The following is a 15,880-nucleotide window of genomic DNA, read 5'->3' as shown; positions in this document are numbered from 1 at the left end:
TTCAATTTTTGCCAGATTGGTGATTTTCTTAAACCTTGTCCTAGCAGGGCTAAGGCTGGGTTTAAAAAATTGCCAAGCGGGTGAAAAGTGGATTTTTGATGATTATTCATATTTATGCAAAGGTCTCTATATAATTACCGCCAATGAAAAAAAGAAAAACCATTCTACAACGGCTATTGGTTATTGTTGCTATTGTTAGTTTTCGTATTTACCAACAGCAAGACCTTGTTACGGGCATGGCGCCAAATTTCACCTCTAAAACACTAAGTGGTGAGATTATTAACAGCAAGCCTTTGCCCAATCAAGCCGTCTTGATACATTTTTGGGCAACTTGGTGTGGTGTTTGTGCGCTTGAAAATGATAATATTCAAACACTGAGTGAGGATTATCGAGTGCTCAATATCGCCATGCAATCAGGCACAGACGCCGAACTCAAACAATACGCCGACGAGCACAATATGCGCCTTGATAATATGATTAACGATAGCTCAGGCTCGCTGGCAAGATTGTTTGGCGTGCGTGCTACGCCCAGTAGTTTTTTTGTTAATCCCAAAGGTAGCATTCAATTCATTGAAGTTGGTTATGTTTCTACACTTGGGTATAAACTAAGGCTGTGGTGGATTGAGGTATTTAGCTAGATTGTGGTAAAATTTTTGCTATAAAATATTCAACAGCACTATGACTCAAGATTTAAATAATGAATAAAATTGCTTTACTCTAATTCTATGGATTGGCATCCTGCAGTAGATAATTTATTAAAAAATGAATCTGCACAAAACCTAAAGGCTTTTTTACAACAGCAAAAACAAGCCAAGAAAGTGATTTTTCCACATTCTAGCAATTGGTTTAGAGCGTTCGAATTAACGCCATTTAATGAAGTCAAGGTGGTGATTTTGGGTCAAGACCCTTATCACGGAGATGGGCAGGCGCATGGGCTGAGTTTTTCTGTGCCAGAGGGCGTACCAACGCCACCCTCACTGAAAAACATTTATAAAGAATTGGTATTAGACCTTGGTATTGAGGCTAGTATGAATGGCAATCTTGAGCGCTGGGCAACACAGGGCGTGTTGTTGCTCAACAGTGTATTGACCGTGGAGAAAAATACCCCTGGATCACACGCTCAATCGGGTTGGGTGGATTTCACCGATGGCGTTATTGGCATACTCAGCGAACAAAGGGAAAATTTGGTGTTTTTATTATGGGGCGCTTATGCTCAACGGAAGACAGAATTGATTGACCAAGATAGGCATTTAGTTTTAAGTGCCACTCACCCTTCTCCATTCTCAGCATATAAAGGGTTTTTTGGTTGTAAGCATTTTTCTAAAGCCAATGAATATCTTAAAATGCACCATCAAAAAACAATAAATTGGTAGATAGGAATGATGAAACTTGTGATTGACGACGCGTGTTATGCGTATGAAAAAATATTTGGTAAATTTGGCAATATTACCGCTATTACTGGCAGAGATATTAACGCCAGTACGCTCAAAGATGCAGATGTATTGATTGTGCGTTCACGCACTAAAGTCAACGAAGACTTGCTCAAAGACAGCCAAGTTAAATTTGTTGGCTCAACGGTGGCAGGACTTGAACATATTGACCAAACCTATCTAAGAGGTAACAGCATTGCGTTTTTCTCGGCTCAGGGCTGTAATGCAATGGCAGTGGCAGAGTTTGTCATTAATGCGATTGTTAATTTAGCAAGCAAACATAATTTTGATTATCAAAACAAGACTTTGGGTATTATTGGCGTTGGCAATGTTGGATCAAGGCTTGCAGCTAAGGCTGAATTACTGGGTATCAAGACCTTACTGAATGACCCACCGCGGCAAGACAGTGAGGATTTACCTGATTTCGTGGATTTAAAAACAGCATTAAGTGCAGATATGGTGTCGTTTCACACGCCGCTTTCGTTTGACGGAAAACACCCCTCTCATCAACTACTGAACGAGCATAATTTTCATTATATTGGTGAAAAAACCATCCTTTTTAATGCCGCACGAGGGGGGGTTATCAAGGAGGATATTTGGCAAAAAACCAAAACACTTGAGAATGTAATTGATTGCTGGGAAGATGAGCCTAACATCAATCAAAGCCTGCAAAAAAATGCTTATTGGGCAACACCGCATATTGCGGGACACTCAGTTGATGCAAAATTTATGGGTAGTTTTATGGTGTATGAAGCGTTGTGCACTTTCTTAGGCGAAAAACAAGATAAGGACATCAAGAATTTAATTAATCCTGATGAGTTATCTATTAATAAAGATACTTTAAAAGACAGTTTAAATGAAATTTACGATTTTCAACAAGATGTGCGTGCCATTCAAGATATTAGCAATTTTGAAAATTATCGCAGAAACTACCCTGTTCGCTACGAATGGCATCATTTTAAAAGCAAAGTTACTTTACCAATTGAGACCACTGCATTAATCCATTACAACCTTATGAAACGCATAAAATAGCACCTTTTTACCCAAAAACTATACAGCAATCCTTGTAGGATGATAAATAACTGGCTATTCTCCTCATTTTTGGATAAAAATGCACTATTTTTTATATTCCCTAAGTCGCACTGGGTTAATGCAGTGGTCTCAAAAAGGATAAAAATTTCTTTTGCTATTGTGCAATAAAAAAACCCAAGTAAAAACTTGGGTTTTTTATTGAAATTAAAAATATGATTTACCAAAATTTACCAACTTAAAAAATATTTAAGTTGGTGAATATTAGCATAGGATGTGAATTGGTAGGTGCACCTACGCCTCCCTCAGTTGAGTAACCCCAAGCCGTGATTGAGCCATCAGGCTTAAGGGCGGAAAAGGCACTACGAGTAGAATAAATCTTGGTATAGCCACTGTCAGTGGGTGCATCTGAGACTCCACTACTTGAGTCACCCCAAACCGTGATTGAACCATCGGATTTAAGGGCAGCAAAGGCATAATAATTGGAATAGATCTTGGTATAGCCACTATCGGTGGGTGCGCCTGAGCCTCCATAACTTGAGTCACCCCAAGCCGTAATTGAACCATCGGGCTTAAGGGCAGCAAAGGCGTAACCAGTTGAATAAATCTTGGTATAGCCGCTGTCGGTGGGTGCGCCTGAGCTTCCATGACTTAAGTCACCCCAAGCCGTGATTGAACCATCGGATTTAAGGGCAGAAAAGGCGTAACGAGTTGAAGAAATCTTGGTATAGCCGCTGTCGGTGGGTGCACCTGAGCCTCCCCAATCTGAGCGACCCCAAGCCGTGATTGAACCATCGGATTTAAGGGCGGCAAAGGCAGAGTCAGTTGAATAAATCTTGGTATAACCGCTGTCAGTGGGTGCATCTGAGTAACCCCAAGCTGTGATTGAACCATCGGATTTAAGAGCGGCAAAGGCGTAACGAGTTGAATAAATCTTGGTATAACCGCTGTCGGTGGGTACACCTGAACCTCCAACATTTGAGTCACCCCAAACTGTGATTGAACCATCGGATTTAAGAGCGGCAAAGGCGTAACGAGTTGAATAAATCTTGGTATAACCACTGTCGGTGGGTGCGCCTGAACCTCCAAGAGCCGATTTGCCCCAAGCCGTGATTGAACCATCGGGCTTAAGGGCGGCAAAGGCGTAACCAGTTGAATAAATCTTGGTATAGCCGCTATCGGTGGGTGCACCTGAGCCTCCATAACTTGAGTCACCCCAAGCCGTGATTGAACCATCGGATTTAAGGGCGGCAAAAGCATAACGAGTTGAAGAAATCTTGGTATAACCGCTGTCGGTGGGTGCACCTGAGCCTCCATCAGCTGAACTACCCCAAGCCACGATTGAACCATCTGGCTTAAGGGTGGCAAAGGCAACAAGATTAGGAGTATTTGATGCATTATAAAATCCACCAAAATTATTACGAGCACTAGAATAATCCATTTCAGAAAAACGCCAATGATCTACTGAAGTCTTGCTACTAATATTTTGCCAAATCTGTGAATTACAATACTCAAGTAAGTTGCTGGTGGTATTATAGAAAATTGCGCCTGCGCTGTTGACATCACATTGGCTGTTGCTTGGGAGCCTTTCTACGGCACCCCAAACCATGATTGAGCCATCGGGCTTAAGGGCGGCAAAGGCAGAGTCAGTTGAATAAATCTTGGTATAGCCGCTGTTAGTAGGTGCGCCCGAGCCTCCAAGACCTGATCCACCCCAAGCTGTGATTGAACCATCGGACTTAAGGGCAGCAAAGGCATAATTAGTTGAATAAATCTTGGTATAACCACTGTCAGTGGGTGCATCTGAGCCTCCACGATCTGAGCGACCCCAAGTTGAGATTGAGCCATTGGATTTAAGGGCAGCAAAGGCACCTGCAGTTGAATAAATCTTGACATAGCCGCTGTCGGTGGGTGCGCCTGAGCCTCCAGCATTTGAGTCACCCCAAGCCGTGATTGAACCATCGGATTTAAGGGCGGCAAAGGTATAATCAATTGAATAAATCTCGGTATAGCCGCTGTCGGTGGGTGCGCCTGAGCCTCCCCAATTTGGGTTACCCCAAGCCGTAATTGAACCATCGGACTTAAGGACGGAAAAGCCACCTATAGTTGAATAAATCTTGGTATAACCGCTGTCGGTGGGTGCGCCTGAGCCCCCCCAATCTGAGTCACCCCAAACCGTGATTGAGCCATCAGTTTTAAGGGCGGCAAAGGCGTAACGAGTTGAATAAATCTTGGTATAGCCGCTGTCAGTGGGTGCGTCTGAGCCTCCATAACTTGAATGACCCCAAGTCGTGATTGAACCATCGGGTTTAAGGGCGGCAAAGGCATAACCAGCTGAATAAATCTTGGTATAACCGCTGTCGGTAGGTGCGCCTGAGCCTCCCCAATCTGAGTCACCCCAAACCGTGATTGAGCCATCGAGCTTAAGGGCGGCAAAGGCATAACCAGTTGAATAAATCTTGGTATAGCCACTATCGGTGGGTGCGCCTAAGCCCCCATAACTTGAGTTACCCCAAGCCGTGATTGAACCATCGGCTTTAAGGGCAGCAAAGGCAAAAACAGTTGAATAAATCTTGGTATAGCCACTATCAGTGGGTGCGCCTGAGCCCCCATCAGTTGAGCTACCCCAAGCCGTGATTGAGCCATCGGGCTTAAGGAAGGCAAAGGCAGTAAGATTAGGAGTATTTGATGCATTATAAAATCCACCAAAATTATTACGAGCACTAGAATAATCTATTTCAGGAAAATGCCAATGCCCTGCTGAACCGCTAGTGTTGCCATCTACCACCTTGTCAGAAGTAAGGAAGGCAGGGTATGGATAGGTGCTAGATTGTGTGGTGGATTTACCAAGGACTAGGATAATGCTGTTGTTAGCGTATACTGTAGTTGGTAAAATAATGACAGATGCTAATATTAAAGCACGAGTAAACTTTTTGCTGGTGTAAATTAAATTCATTTGATATGTGTTCTCTTTTTTATATTCTGTTATGAGTATAGGGTTAGTTAAATTTTTTGTCAAATGTTTTTAAAAAAAACTTCTATTTGAGACCTTTGCATAAATATGAATAATCATCAAAAATCCACTTTTCACCCGCTTGGCGATTTTTTAAACCCAGCCTTAGCCCTGCTAGGACAAGGTTTAATAAAATCACCAATCTGGCAAAAATTGAATTTTGCTAATCATCCCTATTTATGCAAAGGTCTCATAGTATAATTATTACTTCATTTGTAAAAGAGTAATATTGTGGCAATTAGGCAAATAAACATGGCTATTCTTAACAAGGTTAAAGCAGAGAGAGTTACTTGTATTAATGCCTTACCAAATAAGTCTTGCGATAAACTGCAAGGATTAAATGCAAGCAATAAAGACCTTAAAGTTGCTAAAATAATTGGCTAAATATTCTCTTAATGTTCATTATGAGCTCTCAAAACACTAGTATCAAGGTGTTTATTGGCAATATTTATATGAAAATAATTTATACCAATTGTTAATTGCATCAACTAGGTATTTAGCATAACTATTTGAGCAAGTGGTTTATAAAAACAATGCTAACTTACAACACAAACTTTGTCTAAAAAAAATCTATGAAAATACAACAAATTAAAGCAAGAGAAATTCTTGATTCCAGAGGTAATCCAACTATTGAAGCGGATGTAATTCTTAATAATGGCACTATCGGCAGTGCAATGGTGCCATCAGGCGCCTCAACAGGTGCACGAGAAGCATTGGAATTGCGTGATGGGGATAAATCTCGTTATCTAGGCAAAGGCGTGTTAAAAGCGGTGGCTTTTATTAACACTGAAATTGCTCAGGCATTAATCGGTTTTGATATTACCGACCTTGCCAAGATTGATGCGGCAATGATTACATTGGATGGCACAGAAACAAAATCTCGTTTAGGTGCAAATGCTATTCTAGCGGTTTCTTTAGCGGCAGCTCATGCAAATGCAAATGGGCAAAATAAGCCTTTATATGACACACTTAATTTGGGTGAAAAATACAGGTTACCAGTGCCAATGATGAACATTATCAACGGTGGCGAACATGCTAATAATAGTGTGGATATTCAAGAATTTATGATCATTCCTGCAGGTGCACCGAGTTTTAAAGAGGCATTGCGTTATGGTGCTGAGATTTTCCATCATTTAAAGGCAGTGTTAGAGGCTAAAGGGCTGAATACAGCAGTGGGTGATGAAGGTGGATTTGCACCTGATTTAACTTCAAATGAAGAGGCAATTAAAGTCATTTTAGAGGCAATTGAAAAAGCAGGCTATACCGCAGGTAAAGATATTTTTATCGGCATTGATGCTGCCAGTTCCGAATTTTATGAAAATGGCACTTACCACCTTGCTTCTGAAAATCGCTCACTAACTTCTGCGGAGTTTGTTGATTATTTGGCGAACTGGGTAGAGAATTATCCTATTATTTCTATCGAAGATGGAATGGATGAAGGCGATTGGGATGGCTGGGATTTGTTGACTAAAAAAATTGGCGATAAAGTGCAATTGGTTGGTGATGATTTATTTGTAACAAATAGTAAAATCCTTGCCGAAGGTATCGATAAGAGTATCGCCAATTCAATCCTCATAAAAGTTAATCAAATTGGCACATTAAGTGAAACTTTTACTGCTATGGAAATGGCGAATAAGGCTGGTTACACTTGCGTTATGTCACATCGCTCTGGCGAAACTGAAGATACGACTATTGCAGATTTAGCGGTGGCAACAGGCTGTGGTCAGATTAAAACTGGTTCACTTTCTCGCTCTGATCGTTTGGCAAAATATAACCGCCTATTACGCATTGAAGAAGCACTGGGTGCAAATGCCATTTACCCTGGGCTTGCAGCATTTAATCACTTAAATTAAACGCACAGTCATTTGGATACACTTTCAATTTCTTGGTTAATTGTCCTTCTTGTGGGGCTTATTTTGGCTTCTGCTTTTTTTTCATCAGCAGAAACCTCAATGATGGCGATTAATCGCTATCGTCTGAAAGCACTTGCCAAAACTAATAAAAATGCCAAACGCACTGAGTGCTTATTAGAGGATTTAGACTCTTTAATTGGCACAATTTTGTTGGGTAATAATTTGGTGAATATTTTTGCCTCAAGCATTGCCACCATATTAGCGATTAAATTATGGGGGGATGGTTCGGTAATATTGGCATCACTGGCACTAACTTTTATTATTCTTGTGTTTGCCGAAACCACGCCCAAAACTTTTGCCGCCAAAAACCCTGAAAAAATCGCCCTACCCGCTTCGATTATCATCAAGGTGTTTATTCAAATTTTCAAACCTTTTGTTTGGCTGATTGCACAATTAAGCAAAGGGATTCTTGCAGTTTTAGGTATCAAAGAAAAAAGCCATACTGATGACATTAGTTCAGAGGAATTAAAAATGGTGGTGAATGATGCTAAACCAATTATTGCTTCAAATTATCAAAAAATGTTACTTAATATTATCGATTTAGAAAAGGTGAAAGTTGAGGATATTATGATTCCAAGGCATGAGCTTATCAGTATTGACACCAGTAAACCTGATGAAATTATCAAACAACTACAACGCACACAGCACACACGCTTACTGACTTACGATACATCGAGTAACAACATTACAGGTGTGCTACATATGCGTAATGTGGTTAATTTATACGCCAAGGATGCATTCAGTGTTGAGAATGTCTTGGCGTTGATTCGCAAACCGTATTTTGTGCCAGAAGGCACTTCTTTAGCACATCAATTAAAGCATTTTCAAATGCAAAAAAGACGCTTGGGATTGGTAGTAGATGAATATGGTGAAATACGCGGCTTGATTGTTTTGGAAGATATTTTAGAAGAGATTGTGGGGCAATTCACTTCCAATCAAAATGAGAGTATCGATGAAGTTATCAAGCAGGAAGATGGCAGTTATTTGGTTGACCCAAGGGTTAGCATTCGGGAACTTAATGCCTTATTAGACACCAATCTTAGCGTTGACAAAGCCAAAACTTTAAACGGGCTTATTTTAGAAGAATTACAAAGCATTCCAACGCGTGATGTTAGTATAAAAATTGATAATATCTTAATTGATATCATACAAATTACCAACAGAACCATTAAATTGGTTAGATTGACAAAGATTGACCCATCTTAACCCCTTGCCCAGATTGCAAATCAAATTGGTGTGTATTGCTTAGTAAAATCACTGTTGAACCCATATTAAAACGCCCCAGTTCTTCTCCTTTTTTAAGGCGTATGTCTTTGCCACTATAATCCACACTAAATTGCTTGCCATAAGGTGGGGTAATTTGACCGTGCCACACAGTCTCCATACTGCCTACAAAAATCGCACCCACCAAGACAATGGTATGAGTATCAAAATAACAAACAACACGCTCATTTCTGGCAAAAATATTATCCACCGAACTAACGGTTTGCTGATTCACCGAAAAAAAATCACCGCCGATATAATCCATTCTTAACAGTTTGCCATCAAGTGGTGCATGAATGCGATGATAGTTACTTGGAGATAAATAAATGGTGGCAAAATTCTGGAATTTTTTTTCATCATTAAGCAAAGCTTTTAAACTAAACTTTTTGCCTTTTGCTTGAATTAAATCACCATTTTTAATACTACCAGCTTGCGATACCATTCCATCCACAGGGCTGATTAGCCCCTCACCAAGCGGACGCGCATTGGCTTTGAGCTTGCGGGTAAAAAAATCATTAAAAGTTTGATAATCTTTTATGTTTTCCCGCACTGCCTCAGATAAATCAACATGATACGATTTCACAAACCAAGCAATAAAATTATTCTTAATCCAAGTATTTTCAATGCGTGCAAAATGAAACATTAACTTTGAAAGTAAATGCTGTGGTAATAAGTATTGTAGCCAAGTCATCATAATTTTGATTGAATGAAAATCAATGCATTATCAAACTTCACTTCAATTTTATCTGGTTCACTTCTCGCTTTGTATTCCACATTGCCATTATCAGCATGTGTATCACTAAGCACCACACGATGAGGAATACCTAAAAGTTCGCTATCAGCAAACATAATGCCAGCTCGTTCTTTTCTATCGTCAAGCAAAACTTCAATACCTGCACTCAAGCATTGCTGATACAACTCGTCTGCCAAAGCTCTAACACGGGTAGATTTGTTATAATTAATCGGCACAATCACCAGTTGAAAAGGGGCAATACTGGTAGGAAAAACAATGCCTTTATCATCATAATTTTGCTCAATTGCCGCTGCCACAACACGGGTTACGCCAATACCATAACAGCCCATCGTCATCGTTACTGCCTTGCCAGATTCGCCAATGACATTGGCATTCATCGCTTTAGAATATTTATCACCCAACTGGAAAATATGCCCCACTTCGATGCCTCGTTTAATCACCAATTTACCTTTGCCATCAGGGGAATCATCACCTGCAACAGCATTGCGTAAATCAGCAGATTCAAATTCAATATCCCCCCAATTGGCACCCGTTAGATGATAATCCCACTCATTAGCACCACAAACAAAATCACACATAACTTCGGCAGTATAATCCACGACTAAATCAATACTCAATGCATTAACGCCAATAAAACCTTTCTTTAAATCTAGGCGTTTAATTTCATCATCTGTGGCAAATTCAAATTCACCCCATAAATTTTGCACCTTAATTTCATTTAATTCGTGGTCGCCACGAAGTGCTAAGGCTTTATAACCGCTGGCGGTTTTAATGATTAAAGTTTTAATGCAATCCGATGGTTTGATATTTAAGAACTCAGCAACCTCCTCAATACTGGTTTTTTTCTTGGTCAACACTTTTTCTTCTACAGCCTCAGGTGTGCCGATACGCACTTGTTTAGAAAAAGCCACTTTTTCAATATTAGCAGCATAATCTGATTCATCTGAAAAGCAAATCGCATCCTCACCACTGTCTGCCAACACATGAAACTCAATAGAATTTTCACCACCAATGCTACCACTGTCGGCTAATACTGGGCGATAATCTAAACCAAGGCGTTCAAAAATTGCACAATAAGTGGCGTGCATTTTGTCAAATTCTACCTGCAAACTGTCTGCATCTAAATGAAAAGAATAAGCATCTTTCATAATAAATTCACGCGAACGCATCACCCCAAAACGAGGACGAATTTCATCACGAAACTTGGTTTGAATCTGATAAAAATTCATCGGCAACTGCTTATAACTACGCAAATATTGTGCTGCCAAATGCGTAACCACTTCTTCGTGTGTTGGTCCTAGGCAAAATTCACGCTGATGCCTATCACTAAAACGCAATAATTCTGCCCCATATTGATCCCAACGACCTGATTCTTGCCACAACTCTGCTGGCTGTGCCACAGGCATCAATATTTCCTGTGCACCTGAGCGATTCATTTCTTCACGGATGATTTTCTCTACTTTTTGCAAAACTCTCAGTCCCGCTGGCAAATAGGAATACAAGCCTGATGCCAATTTAGAAATAAGCCCCGCACGAATCATTAACTGATGCGAGATAATTTTTGCATCATTTGGTGCTTCTTTTTGTGTTGGAATGAGAATTTGACTGGTTTTCATTATATAATAGTAAAATTTTAAAACAAACAATTTTACCTATGCCTGATTTCACTATGCCTGATTTTCAAACTCTTTTAATTTATGTTATTCCTCTGATTTTTGCCATCACCATCCACGAAGTTGCTCACGGATGGGTCGCTAATCAGCGTGGTGATTCTACTGCCAAAATGCTGGGCAGGCTGACTTTAAACCCCGTTAAACACATTGACCCGGTAGGCACACTTTTAGTGCCTGCAGTTTTGTTTTTCACTGGGTCGCCTTTTCTATTTGGCTGGGCAAAGCCCGTTCCCATTAACTTTAACGCCCTTAAATCTCCCAAACAAGATATGATTTTAGTCGCTCTTGCTGGGCCTATTTCTAATTTTATAATGGCACTATTTTGGCTTTTTATTCTTTCCTTTACTCTCAATACATCCAACCAACTTTTATTTGAAATGGCAAAATTCGGTATTGCCATTAATTTGGTTTTAGGTGTATTCAATCTACTGCCCCTCCCTCCGCTTGATGGCTCCAGAGTAGTTACCGCCTTGTTGCCCAATTATTTGGCATATCAATACAACAAATTAGAGCATTATGGCTTGTATATTCTTCTAGGCTTATTATTCCTAGGTGTTTTTGAATATGTTGTATTGCCAATCGTAAATACACTGCAATACGCTATGTTTGCTTTAATTTAAAAACATCAAGCAACTTTATCCACCTAATTACCAAGGCTAAACCAATATGTATTCAGAAGAAGATTTAAACAACGCTGTAAAACAAGATATTTTCAAGCAATCATCGGTTGATAATTTCAGACAATTTATTGACAAAAGCAAAAGCACAAACCGAGTTGATGAGGAAAATTTTAAATTGATTGGCAGTTTTAATGACATTTTTGTTGTTATTGCCTGCTTAATGTTATTATTCTCTTCGGCATGGGTATTAAATTCTATTCAGCCCCATAGTGGCAACATTGTATTCCCAATCATCGCATGGGGTTTGAGTGAGTTTTTTGTTCGTAAAAGAAAAATGTCATTGCCTGCTATTGTCTTGTTAATTGCTTTTATTGGCGGCATATATTACTTATGTATGAGCTTGCTTAACGATACGCTCAATATGTCCACTGCTATTGCTATTACTGCCACTGTGTCAACACTTGGTGCGTATCTACATTGGTTACGCTTTAAAGTGCCTATTACCATTGCCGCTGGCTCTGTGTCATTTATTGCTTTTTTGACTGCACTTAGTCTTTCCATTTTTCCAGCAATGATAGATTACTTATTAAGTATTCTGCTATTTTTCGGCATTATTATTTTTATACTGGCTATGGCTTGGGATTATGCTGATATGGAAAGAGTTACCTATAAATCCGATGTCGCCTTCTGGTTGCATTTAACAGCGGCACCTTTAATTATTCACCCTATTTTTTCAATGATTGGCTTGCTAGAGGGGAACAACAGTATAAGTAGTATAGTCGTTGCTATTGTTTTATATATTTTTATGAGTTTAATTTCTATTGCTATCGATAGACGGGCTTTTATGGTTTCCTCTTTGGCGTATGTGTTGTATGCCATTTCAAATATTTTAGAAACTTATGGAGATATTGGCTATAGTTTTGCCTTAACAGGCGTGTTAATCGGCACCACGCTATTGCTTTTGTCAGCCTATTGGCATCAAACTAGAAGTGTTTTATTAAACTTATTACCCAAATCAATTAATCAATATTTGGTGCAAATCTAATCTAAGAAGAACAACTTACCGCTAAATTTTGTGCCCAATCTGGGGCTTCATTGGTATAAGCTTTTAAATCTGGTTGTTCATCAAAAGGGCAACTGAGCAGATTAAATAGCGTGTCAATCTCACTATAATCCTTGTCATCTTCCGCTTTTCGAATGGCAACTTCTGCCAAATAATTACGCAAAATATAATTGGGATTTACACCCTCCATCATCTCAATCCTATTCGGATTATTTTCTTGTGCGATGCGTTTATCATACAACTCAATCCACTCATTAAAATCAGCATCTTGTGCTAATTTATCCATATTGGACAACTGCCTTAATGAATTGGTATAGTCTTTTTTATGCTGATATAGCACTTCAAAAAATTGACCGATTAACACATTATCTTGCTCATCTTTTTGGGTGAAACCAAACTTTTGCCGCATCAATTTTGAATATGCCTTAACCAAATATGGCTGATAATTGTCTAAAATGGTTTTGGCTTGTTTAACTTCTATCAAACTGCCCAAACTATCTGCCAATCGAGATAAATTCCACAAACCAATACCCGGTTGCTGATCAAAAGCATACCGCCCTTCATGGTCGGAGTGATTACAGATAAATTTAGGGTTATAAGTTTCTAAAAATCCAAAAGGCCCATAATCAATAGTCAAACCAAGAATGGACATATTATCAGTATTCATTACCCCATGTGCAAAACCTTGGGCTTGCCAATTGGCAATCATTTTGGCAGTGCGTTTAACCACTTCATTAAAAAAATCAACATATTTTTTTGCACCTTGGCACTGTGGATAATAATGCTCAATCACAAAATCAGCCAATTTTTTAACCTCTGTTTTTTGCCCAAGAGCAGCAAACCACTCAAAATGACCAAAACGAATATGACTAGGTGCAGTTCGCATCACAATCGCCCCTGTTTCAATATTTTCCCGATAAACCTCGGTATCACTCCCCACCAAAGTTAATGCCTCAGTGGTAGCAATATTAAGCCCTTGCATTGCAATGGAGCAAAGATATTCACGAATCGATGAACGCAATACCGCCCGCCCATCTGCTCCTCTTGAATAAGGCGTTTTCCCCGCCCCTTTCAGTGAAAATTCGTGACTGCCTATCTGCTCTTGCAAAGGAGGATTGTGTAACACTTGCCCAATAAGACAACTACGCCCATCGCCCAACTGCCCTGCAAAATGCCCAAATTGATGCCCTGCATAAACACTGGCAATGGGCGACACCCCTTGAAAAGATTGCTCACCCGAGGCAATTTTAAGCAAAGTGTGACTGTCCCAGTCTAAACCAAGTTTGTTATAAAGTGCCTGATTTTTATGAATTAAGAAAGTATTTTTTAAAGGTTGACATACAATTTCTGAAAAAAAATCCTCACCTAGTGTGGCAAAATCTAAAGTGCTATTACCCAAGTTTTGACCTAAGTAATTCATTCAATAATTTAGGATTTGCCTTACCCTGCGTGGCTTTCATCGCCTGACCCACAAAGAAACCTAAGATTTTTTCATTACCCGATTTAAATTGTGCAACTTGAGGTGCATTATTTTCAATAATCTCATCCACAATCTGCTCAATCGCACCCGTATCCGTCATTTGTTTAAGCCCTTTGGCATCAATAATCTCATCTGCACCGCCCTCACCATCCCACATGGCTTTAAACACATCTTTGGCAATTTTTCCTGAAATAGTATCATCGCTAATACGCGTAATCAATAACGATAAATCTTGTGCTGAAACAGGAGATTTTTCGATTTCAATTTGGTTTTTATTGAGTGAGGCACTCAATTCGCCCATCGCCCAATTGGCACATAATTTGGCATTTGATTCGTTACCTTTCAGCATAATTTCAAAATAATCAGCCAACGATTTCTGCGAAGTTAGCACATCCGCATCATATTCACTTAATCCCAATTTTTTAATAAAACGCACCTTTTTTTCAAGCGGCAATTCTGGTAATTGCGCTTTAATTGTTGCCAATAATTCATCTGAAACTTCAACAGGCAATAAATCTGGGTCTGGAAAATAGCGATAATCATTCGCCTCTTCTTTAGAACGCATAGAACGCGTTTCGTGCTTTACCGAATCATACAAACGAGTTTCCTGTGCCACCTTGCCACCTTCTTCAAGAATATCCTGCTGTCGCTCCACCTCTAAATTAATGGCTTTTTCCAAAAATTTGAATGAATTAATATTTTTAAGCTCTGCCCGAGTACCCAATTCCTCCTGCCCCATCGGACGAATAGAAACATTAGCATCGCAACGAAACGAACCTTCTGCCATATTACCATCGCAAATATCAATATACTGCACCAACGCATGAATTTTCTTAGCATACGCCACCGCCTCTTTGGCACTCCGCATATCAGGGTCAGAAACAATTTCTAACAATGGCGTTCCTGCACGATTTAAATCAATAGCCGTATCATTATCAAACATATCATGCACCGATTTACCTGCATCCTCCTCCAAATGCGCACGAGTAATGCCAATAGTTTTCACCTCACCCTCAATCCCAATATCTATTTTCCCCTCGCCCACAATCGGTAAATCCAATTGTGAAATCTGATAACCCTTCGGCAAATCAGGATAAAAATAATTTTTCCGATCAAATACATTCCGCTGATTAATATGCGCATCAACCGCCAAACCAAATGTAACCGCCTTATTCACCACCTCAACATTCAACACCGGCAACACCCCCGGCAACCCCAAATCCACCGCACACGCCTGCGAATTCGGCTGCGCACCAAACTTAGTCGCTGCCGCTGAAAATATCTTAGATTTTGTATTAAGTTGAGCATGAATTTCTAGCCCAATCACTGTTTCCCATTCCATATTTAATTCCTAATTAATAACCAATGTATTTTTTAACACCTTCTGATACGCCATTTTATGCAATTTAGAACCAATGTACACATTAAAAAATTCCCTTATAAATTTTTCACAAGTATCAAGATAATCATCAACACTGCCAAATAACCCTTATATTCAATCGTGTTACTCATAATGCTCCCTTTATTTTTAGTCAGTTTCAATACAGAATCCTTCCCCTGTGGCCTTGTTATATAATTCATATAGAGACCTTTGCATAAATAGGGATGATTAGCAAAATTCAATTTTTTCCAGATTGGTGAT

15 protein-coding genes are annotated in these 15,880 nt (G+C 39.6%); 9 read left to right on the top strand and 6 right to left on the bottom strand.

The features are described from left to right. Positions 1-143 precede the first annotated feature (143 nt). The 3 genes from CRYPD_RS05550 (at position 144) to CRYPD_RS05540 (ending at position 2,462) form a co-directional block, all read left to right on the top strand. Positions 144-638: a redoxin domain-containing protein gene (locus tag CRYPD_RS05550; protein WP_138146605.1), complete on the top strand. Its 495-nt coding sequence runs from the start codon at positions 144-146 to the stop codon at positions 636-638. An 87-nt stretch (positions 639-725) separates the two neighbouring features. Further along, positions 726-1,373, top strand: coding sequence for a uracil-DNA glycosylase (ung, locus tag CRYPD_RS05545; RefSeq protein ID WP_138146604.1), 648 nt, complete (start codon positions 726-728; stop codon positions 1,371-1,373). Positions 1,374-1,382: 9 nt separating this feature from the next. Continuing rightward, complete coding sequence (locus tag CRYPD_RS05540) at positions 1,383-2,462, top strand: 4-phosphoerythronate dehydrogenase (protein WP_138146603.1); 1,080 nt, start codon at positions 1,383-1,385, stop codon at positions 2,460-2,462. A gap of 235 nt (positions 2,463-2,697) precedes the next feature. On the opposite strand, the gene CRYPD_RS05535 is transcribed toward CRYPD_RS05540, so the two are convergent. Then, positions 2,698-5,415 (bottom strand): RCC1 domain-containing protein, encoded by a 2,718-nt coding sequence (locus CRYPD_RS05535; RefSeq protein WP_138146602.1) that lies wholly within the window; start codon positions 5,413-5,415, stop codon positions 2,698-2,700. Between the two features lie 105 nt (positions 5,416-5,520). On the opposite strand from CRYPD_RS05535, the gene CRYPD_RS08055 reads away from it, so the two are divergent. The 4 genes from CRYPD_RS08055 (at position 5,521) to CRYPD_RS05525 (ending at position 8,591) form a co-directional block, all read left to right on the top strand. Next, the gene (locus CRYPD_RS08055) at positions 5,521-5,673 is read left to right on the top strand and encodes a hypothetical protein (protein ID WP_171004350.1); all 153 of its coding nucleotides are present in this window, start codon (positions 5,521-5,523) and stop codon (positions 5,671-5,673) included. 51 nt (positions 5,674-5,724) lie between these two features. After that, complete coding sequence (locus tag CRYPD_RS08365; protein WP_280178675.1) at positions 5,725-5,856, top strand: hypothetical protein; 132 nt, start codon at positions 5,725-5,727, stop codon at positions 5,854-5,856. A gap of 188 nt (positions 5,857-6,044) precedes the next feature. After that, positions 6,045-7,325, top strand: coding sequence for a phosphopyruvate hydratase (gene eno / locus CRYPD_RS05530; RefSeq protein ID WP_138146601.1), 1,281 nt, complete (start codon positions 6,045-6,047; stop codon positions 7,323-7,325). Between the two features lie 51 nt (positions 7,326-7,376). Then, complete coding sequence (locus tag CRYPD_RS05525) at positions 7,377-8,591, top strand: HlyC/CorC family transporter (protein WP_342211700.1); 1,215 nt, start codon at positions 7,377-7,379, stop codon at positions 8,589-8,591. On the opposite strand, the gene asd is transcribed toward CRYPD_RS05525, so the two are convergent. Together asd and CRYPD_RS05515 are read right to left on the bottom strand one after the other, a co-directional pair. After that, entirely contained in the window at positions 8,563-9,339 is a 777-nt protein-coding gene (asd, locus tag CRYPD_RS05520) for an archaetidylserine decarboxylase (RefSeq protein WP_244610258.1), read from the bottom strand. The two genes, CRYPD_RS05525 and asd, sit on opposite strands and share 29 nt — an antisense overlap. Beyond that, positions 9,339-11,018 carry a proline--tRNA ligase gene (locus CRYPD_RS05515; protein ID WP_138146599.1) on the bottom strand — a complete coding sequence of 560 codons (1,680 nt, stop codon included), beginning with the start codon at positions 11,016-11,018 and terminating at the stop codon, positions 9,339-9,341. Before CRYPD_RS05515 ends, asd begins: the two co-directional genes overlap by 1 nt. A gap of 53 nt (positions 11,019-11,071) precedes the next feature. On the opposite strand from CRYPD_RS05515, the gene CRYPD_RS05510 reads away from it, so the two are divergent. Together CRYPD_RS05510 and CRYPD_RS05505 are read left to right on the top strand one after the other, a co-directional pair. Next, complete coding sequence (locus tag CRYPD_RS05510) at positions 11,072-11,695, top strand: site-2 protease family protein (RefSeq protein WP_138146606.1); 624 nt, start codon at positions 11,072-11,074, stop codon at positions 11,693-11,695. A gap of 46 nt (positions 11,696-11,741) precedes the next feature. Further along, positions 11,742-12,740, top strand: a complete 999-nt coding sequence (locus CRYPD_RS05505; protein ID WP_138146598.1) for a hypothetical protein — start codon at positions 11,742-11,744, stop codon at positions 12,738-12,740. Between the two features lies 1 nt (position 12,741). On the opposite strand, the gene CRYPD_RS05500 is transcribed toward CRYPD_RS05505, so the two are convergent. The 3 genes from CRYPD_RS05500 to CRYPD_RS08050 all read right to left on the bottom strand — a co-directional run. Beyond that, entirely contained in the window at positions 12,742-14,178 is a 1,437-nt protein-coding gene (locus CRYPD_RS05500) for a protein adenylyltransferase SelO (RefSeq protein WP_138146597.1), read from the bottom strand. Further along, complete coding sequence (gatB, locus tag CRYPD_RS05495) at positions 14,150-15,580, bottom strand: Asp-tRNA(Asn)/Glu-tRNA(Gln) amidotransferase subunit GatB (RefSeq protein WP_138146596.1); 1,431 nt, start codon at positions 15,578-15,580, stop codon at positions 14,150-14,152. Before gatB ends, CRYPD_RS05500 begins: the two co-directional genes overlap by 29 nt. Positions 15,581-15,675: 95 nt before the next feature. Next, a partial coding sequence (locus CRYPD_RS08050) for a hypothetical protein (RefSeq protein ID WP_171004349.1) occupies positions 15,676-15,880 on the bottom strand: 205 nt, incomplete at its 5' end.

The organism is Bathymodiolus heckerae thiotrophic gill symbiont (assembly GCF_900180345.1).
Taxonomy (GTDB): domain Bacteria; phylum Pseudomonadota; class Gammaproteobacteria; order PS1; family Pseudothioglobaceae; genus Thiodubiliella.
This window is presented reverse-complemented; position numbering and strand designations above follow the sequence as displayed.

Excerpts from the sequence above, each read along its gene's own strand:
- gatB (WP_138146596.1), bottom strand. The coding sequence starts at position 15,580 with ATGGAATGGGAAACAGTGATTGGGCTAGAAATTCATGCTCAACTTAAT.
- asd (WP_244610258.1), bottom strand. The coding sequence starts at position 9,339 with ATGACTTGGCTACAATACTTATTACCACAGCATTTACTTTCAAAGTTA.
- CRYPD_RS05535 (WP_138146602.1), bottom strand. The coding sequence starts at position 5,415 with ATGAATTTAATTTACACCAGCAAAAAGTTTACTCGTGCTTTAATATTA.
- CRYPD_RS05505 (WP_138146598.1), top strand. The coding sequence starts at position 11,742 with ATGTATTCAGAAGAAGATTTAAACAACGCTGTAAAACAAGATATTTTC.
- CRYPD_RS05550 (WP_138146605.1), top strand. The coding sequence starts at position 144 with ATGAAAAAAAGAAAAACCATTCTACAACGGCTATTGGTTATTGTTGCT.
- ung (WP_138146604.1), top strand. The coding sequence starts at position 726 with ATGGATTGGCATCCTGCAGTAGATAATTTATTAAAAAATGAATCTGCA.
- CRYPD_RS05515 (WP_138146599.1), bottom strand. The coding sequence starts at position 11,018 with ATGAAAACCAGTCAAATTCTCATTCCAACACAAAAAGAAGCACCAAAT.
- CRYPD_RS05540 (WP_138146603.1), top strand. The coding sequence starts at position 1,383 with ATGAAACTTGTGATTGACGACGCGTGTTATGCGTATGAAAAAATATTT.
- CRYPD_RS05500 (WP_138146597.1), bottom strand. The coding sequence starts at position 14,178 with ATGAATTACTTAGGTCAAAACTTGGGTAATAGCACTTTAGATTTTGCC.
- CRYPD_RS08365 (WP_280178675.1), top strand. The coding sequence starts at position 5,725 with ATGGCTATTCTTAACAAGGTTAAAGCAGAGAGAGTTACTTGTATTAAT.
- CRYPD_RS08055 (WP_171004350.1), top strand. The coding sequence starts at position 5,521 with ATGAATAATCATCAAAAATCCACTTTTCACCCGCTTGGCGATTTTTTA.
- CRYPD_RS05510 (WP_138146606.1), top strand. The coding sequence starts at position 11,072 with ATGCCTGATTTTCAAACTCTTTTAATTTATGTTATTCCTCTGATTTTT.
- eno (WP_138146601.1), top strand. The coding sequence starts at position 6,045 with ATGAAAATACAACAAATTAAAGCAAGAGAAATTCTTGATTCCAGAGGT.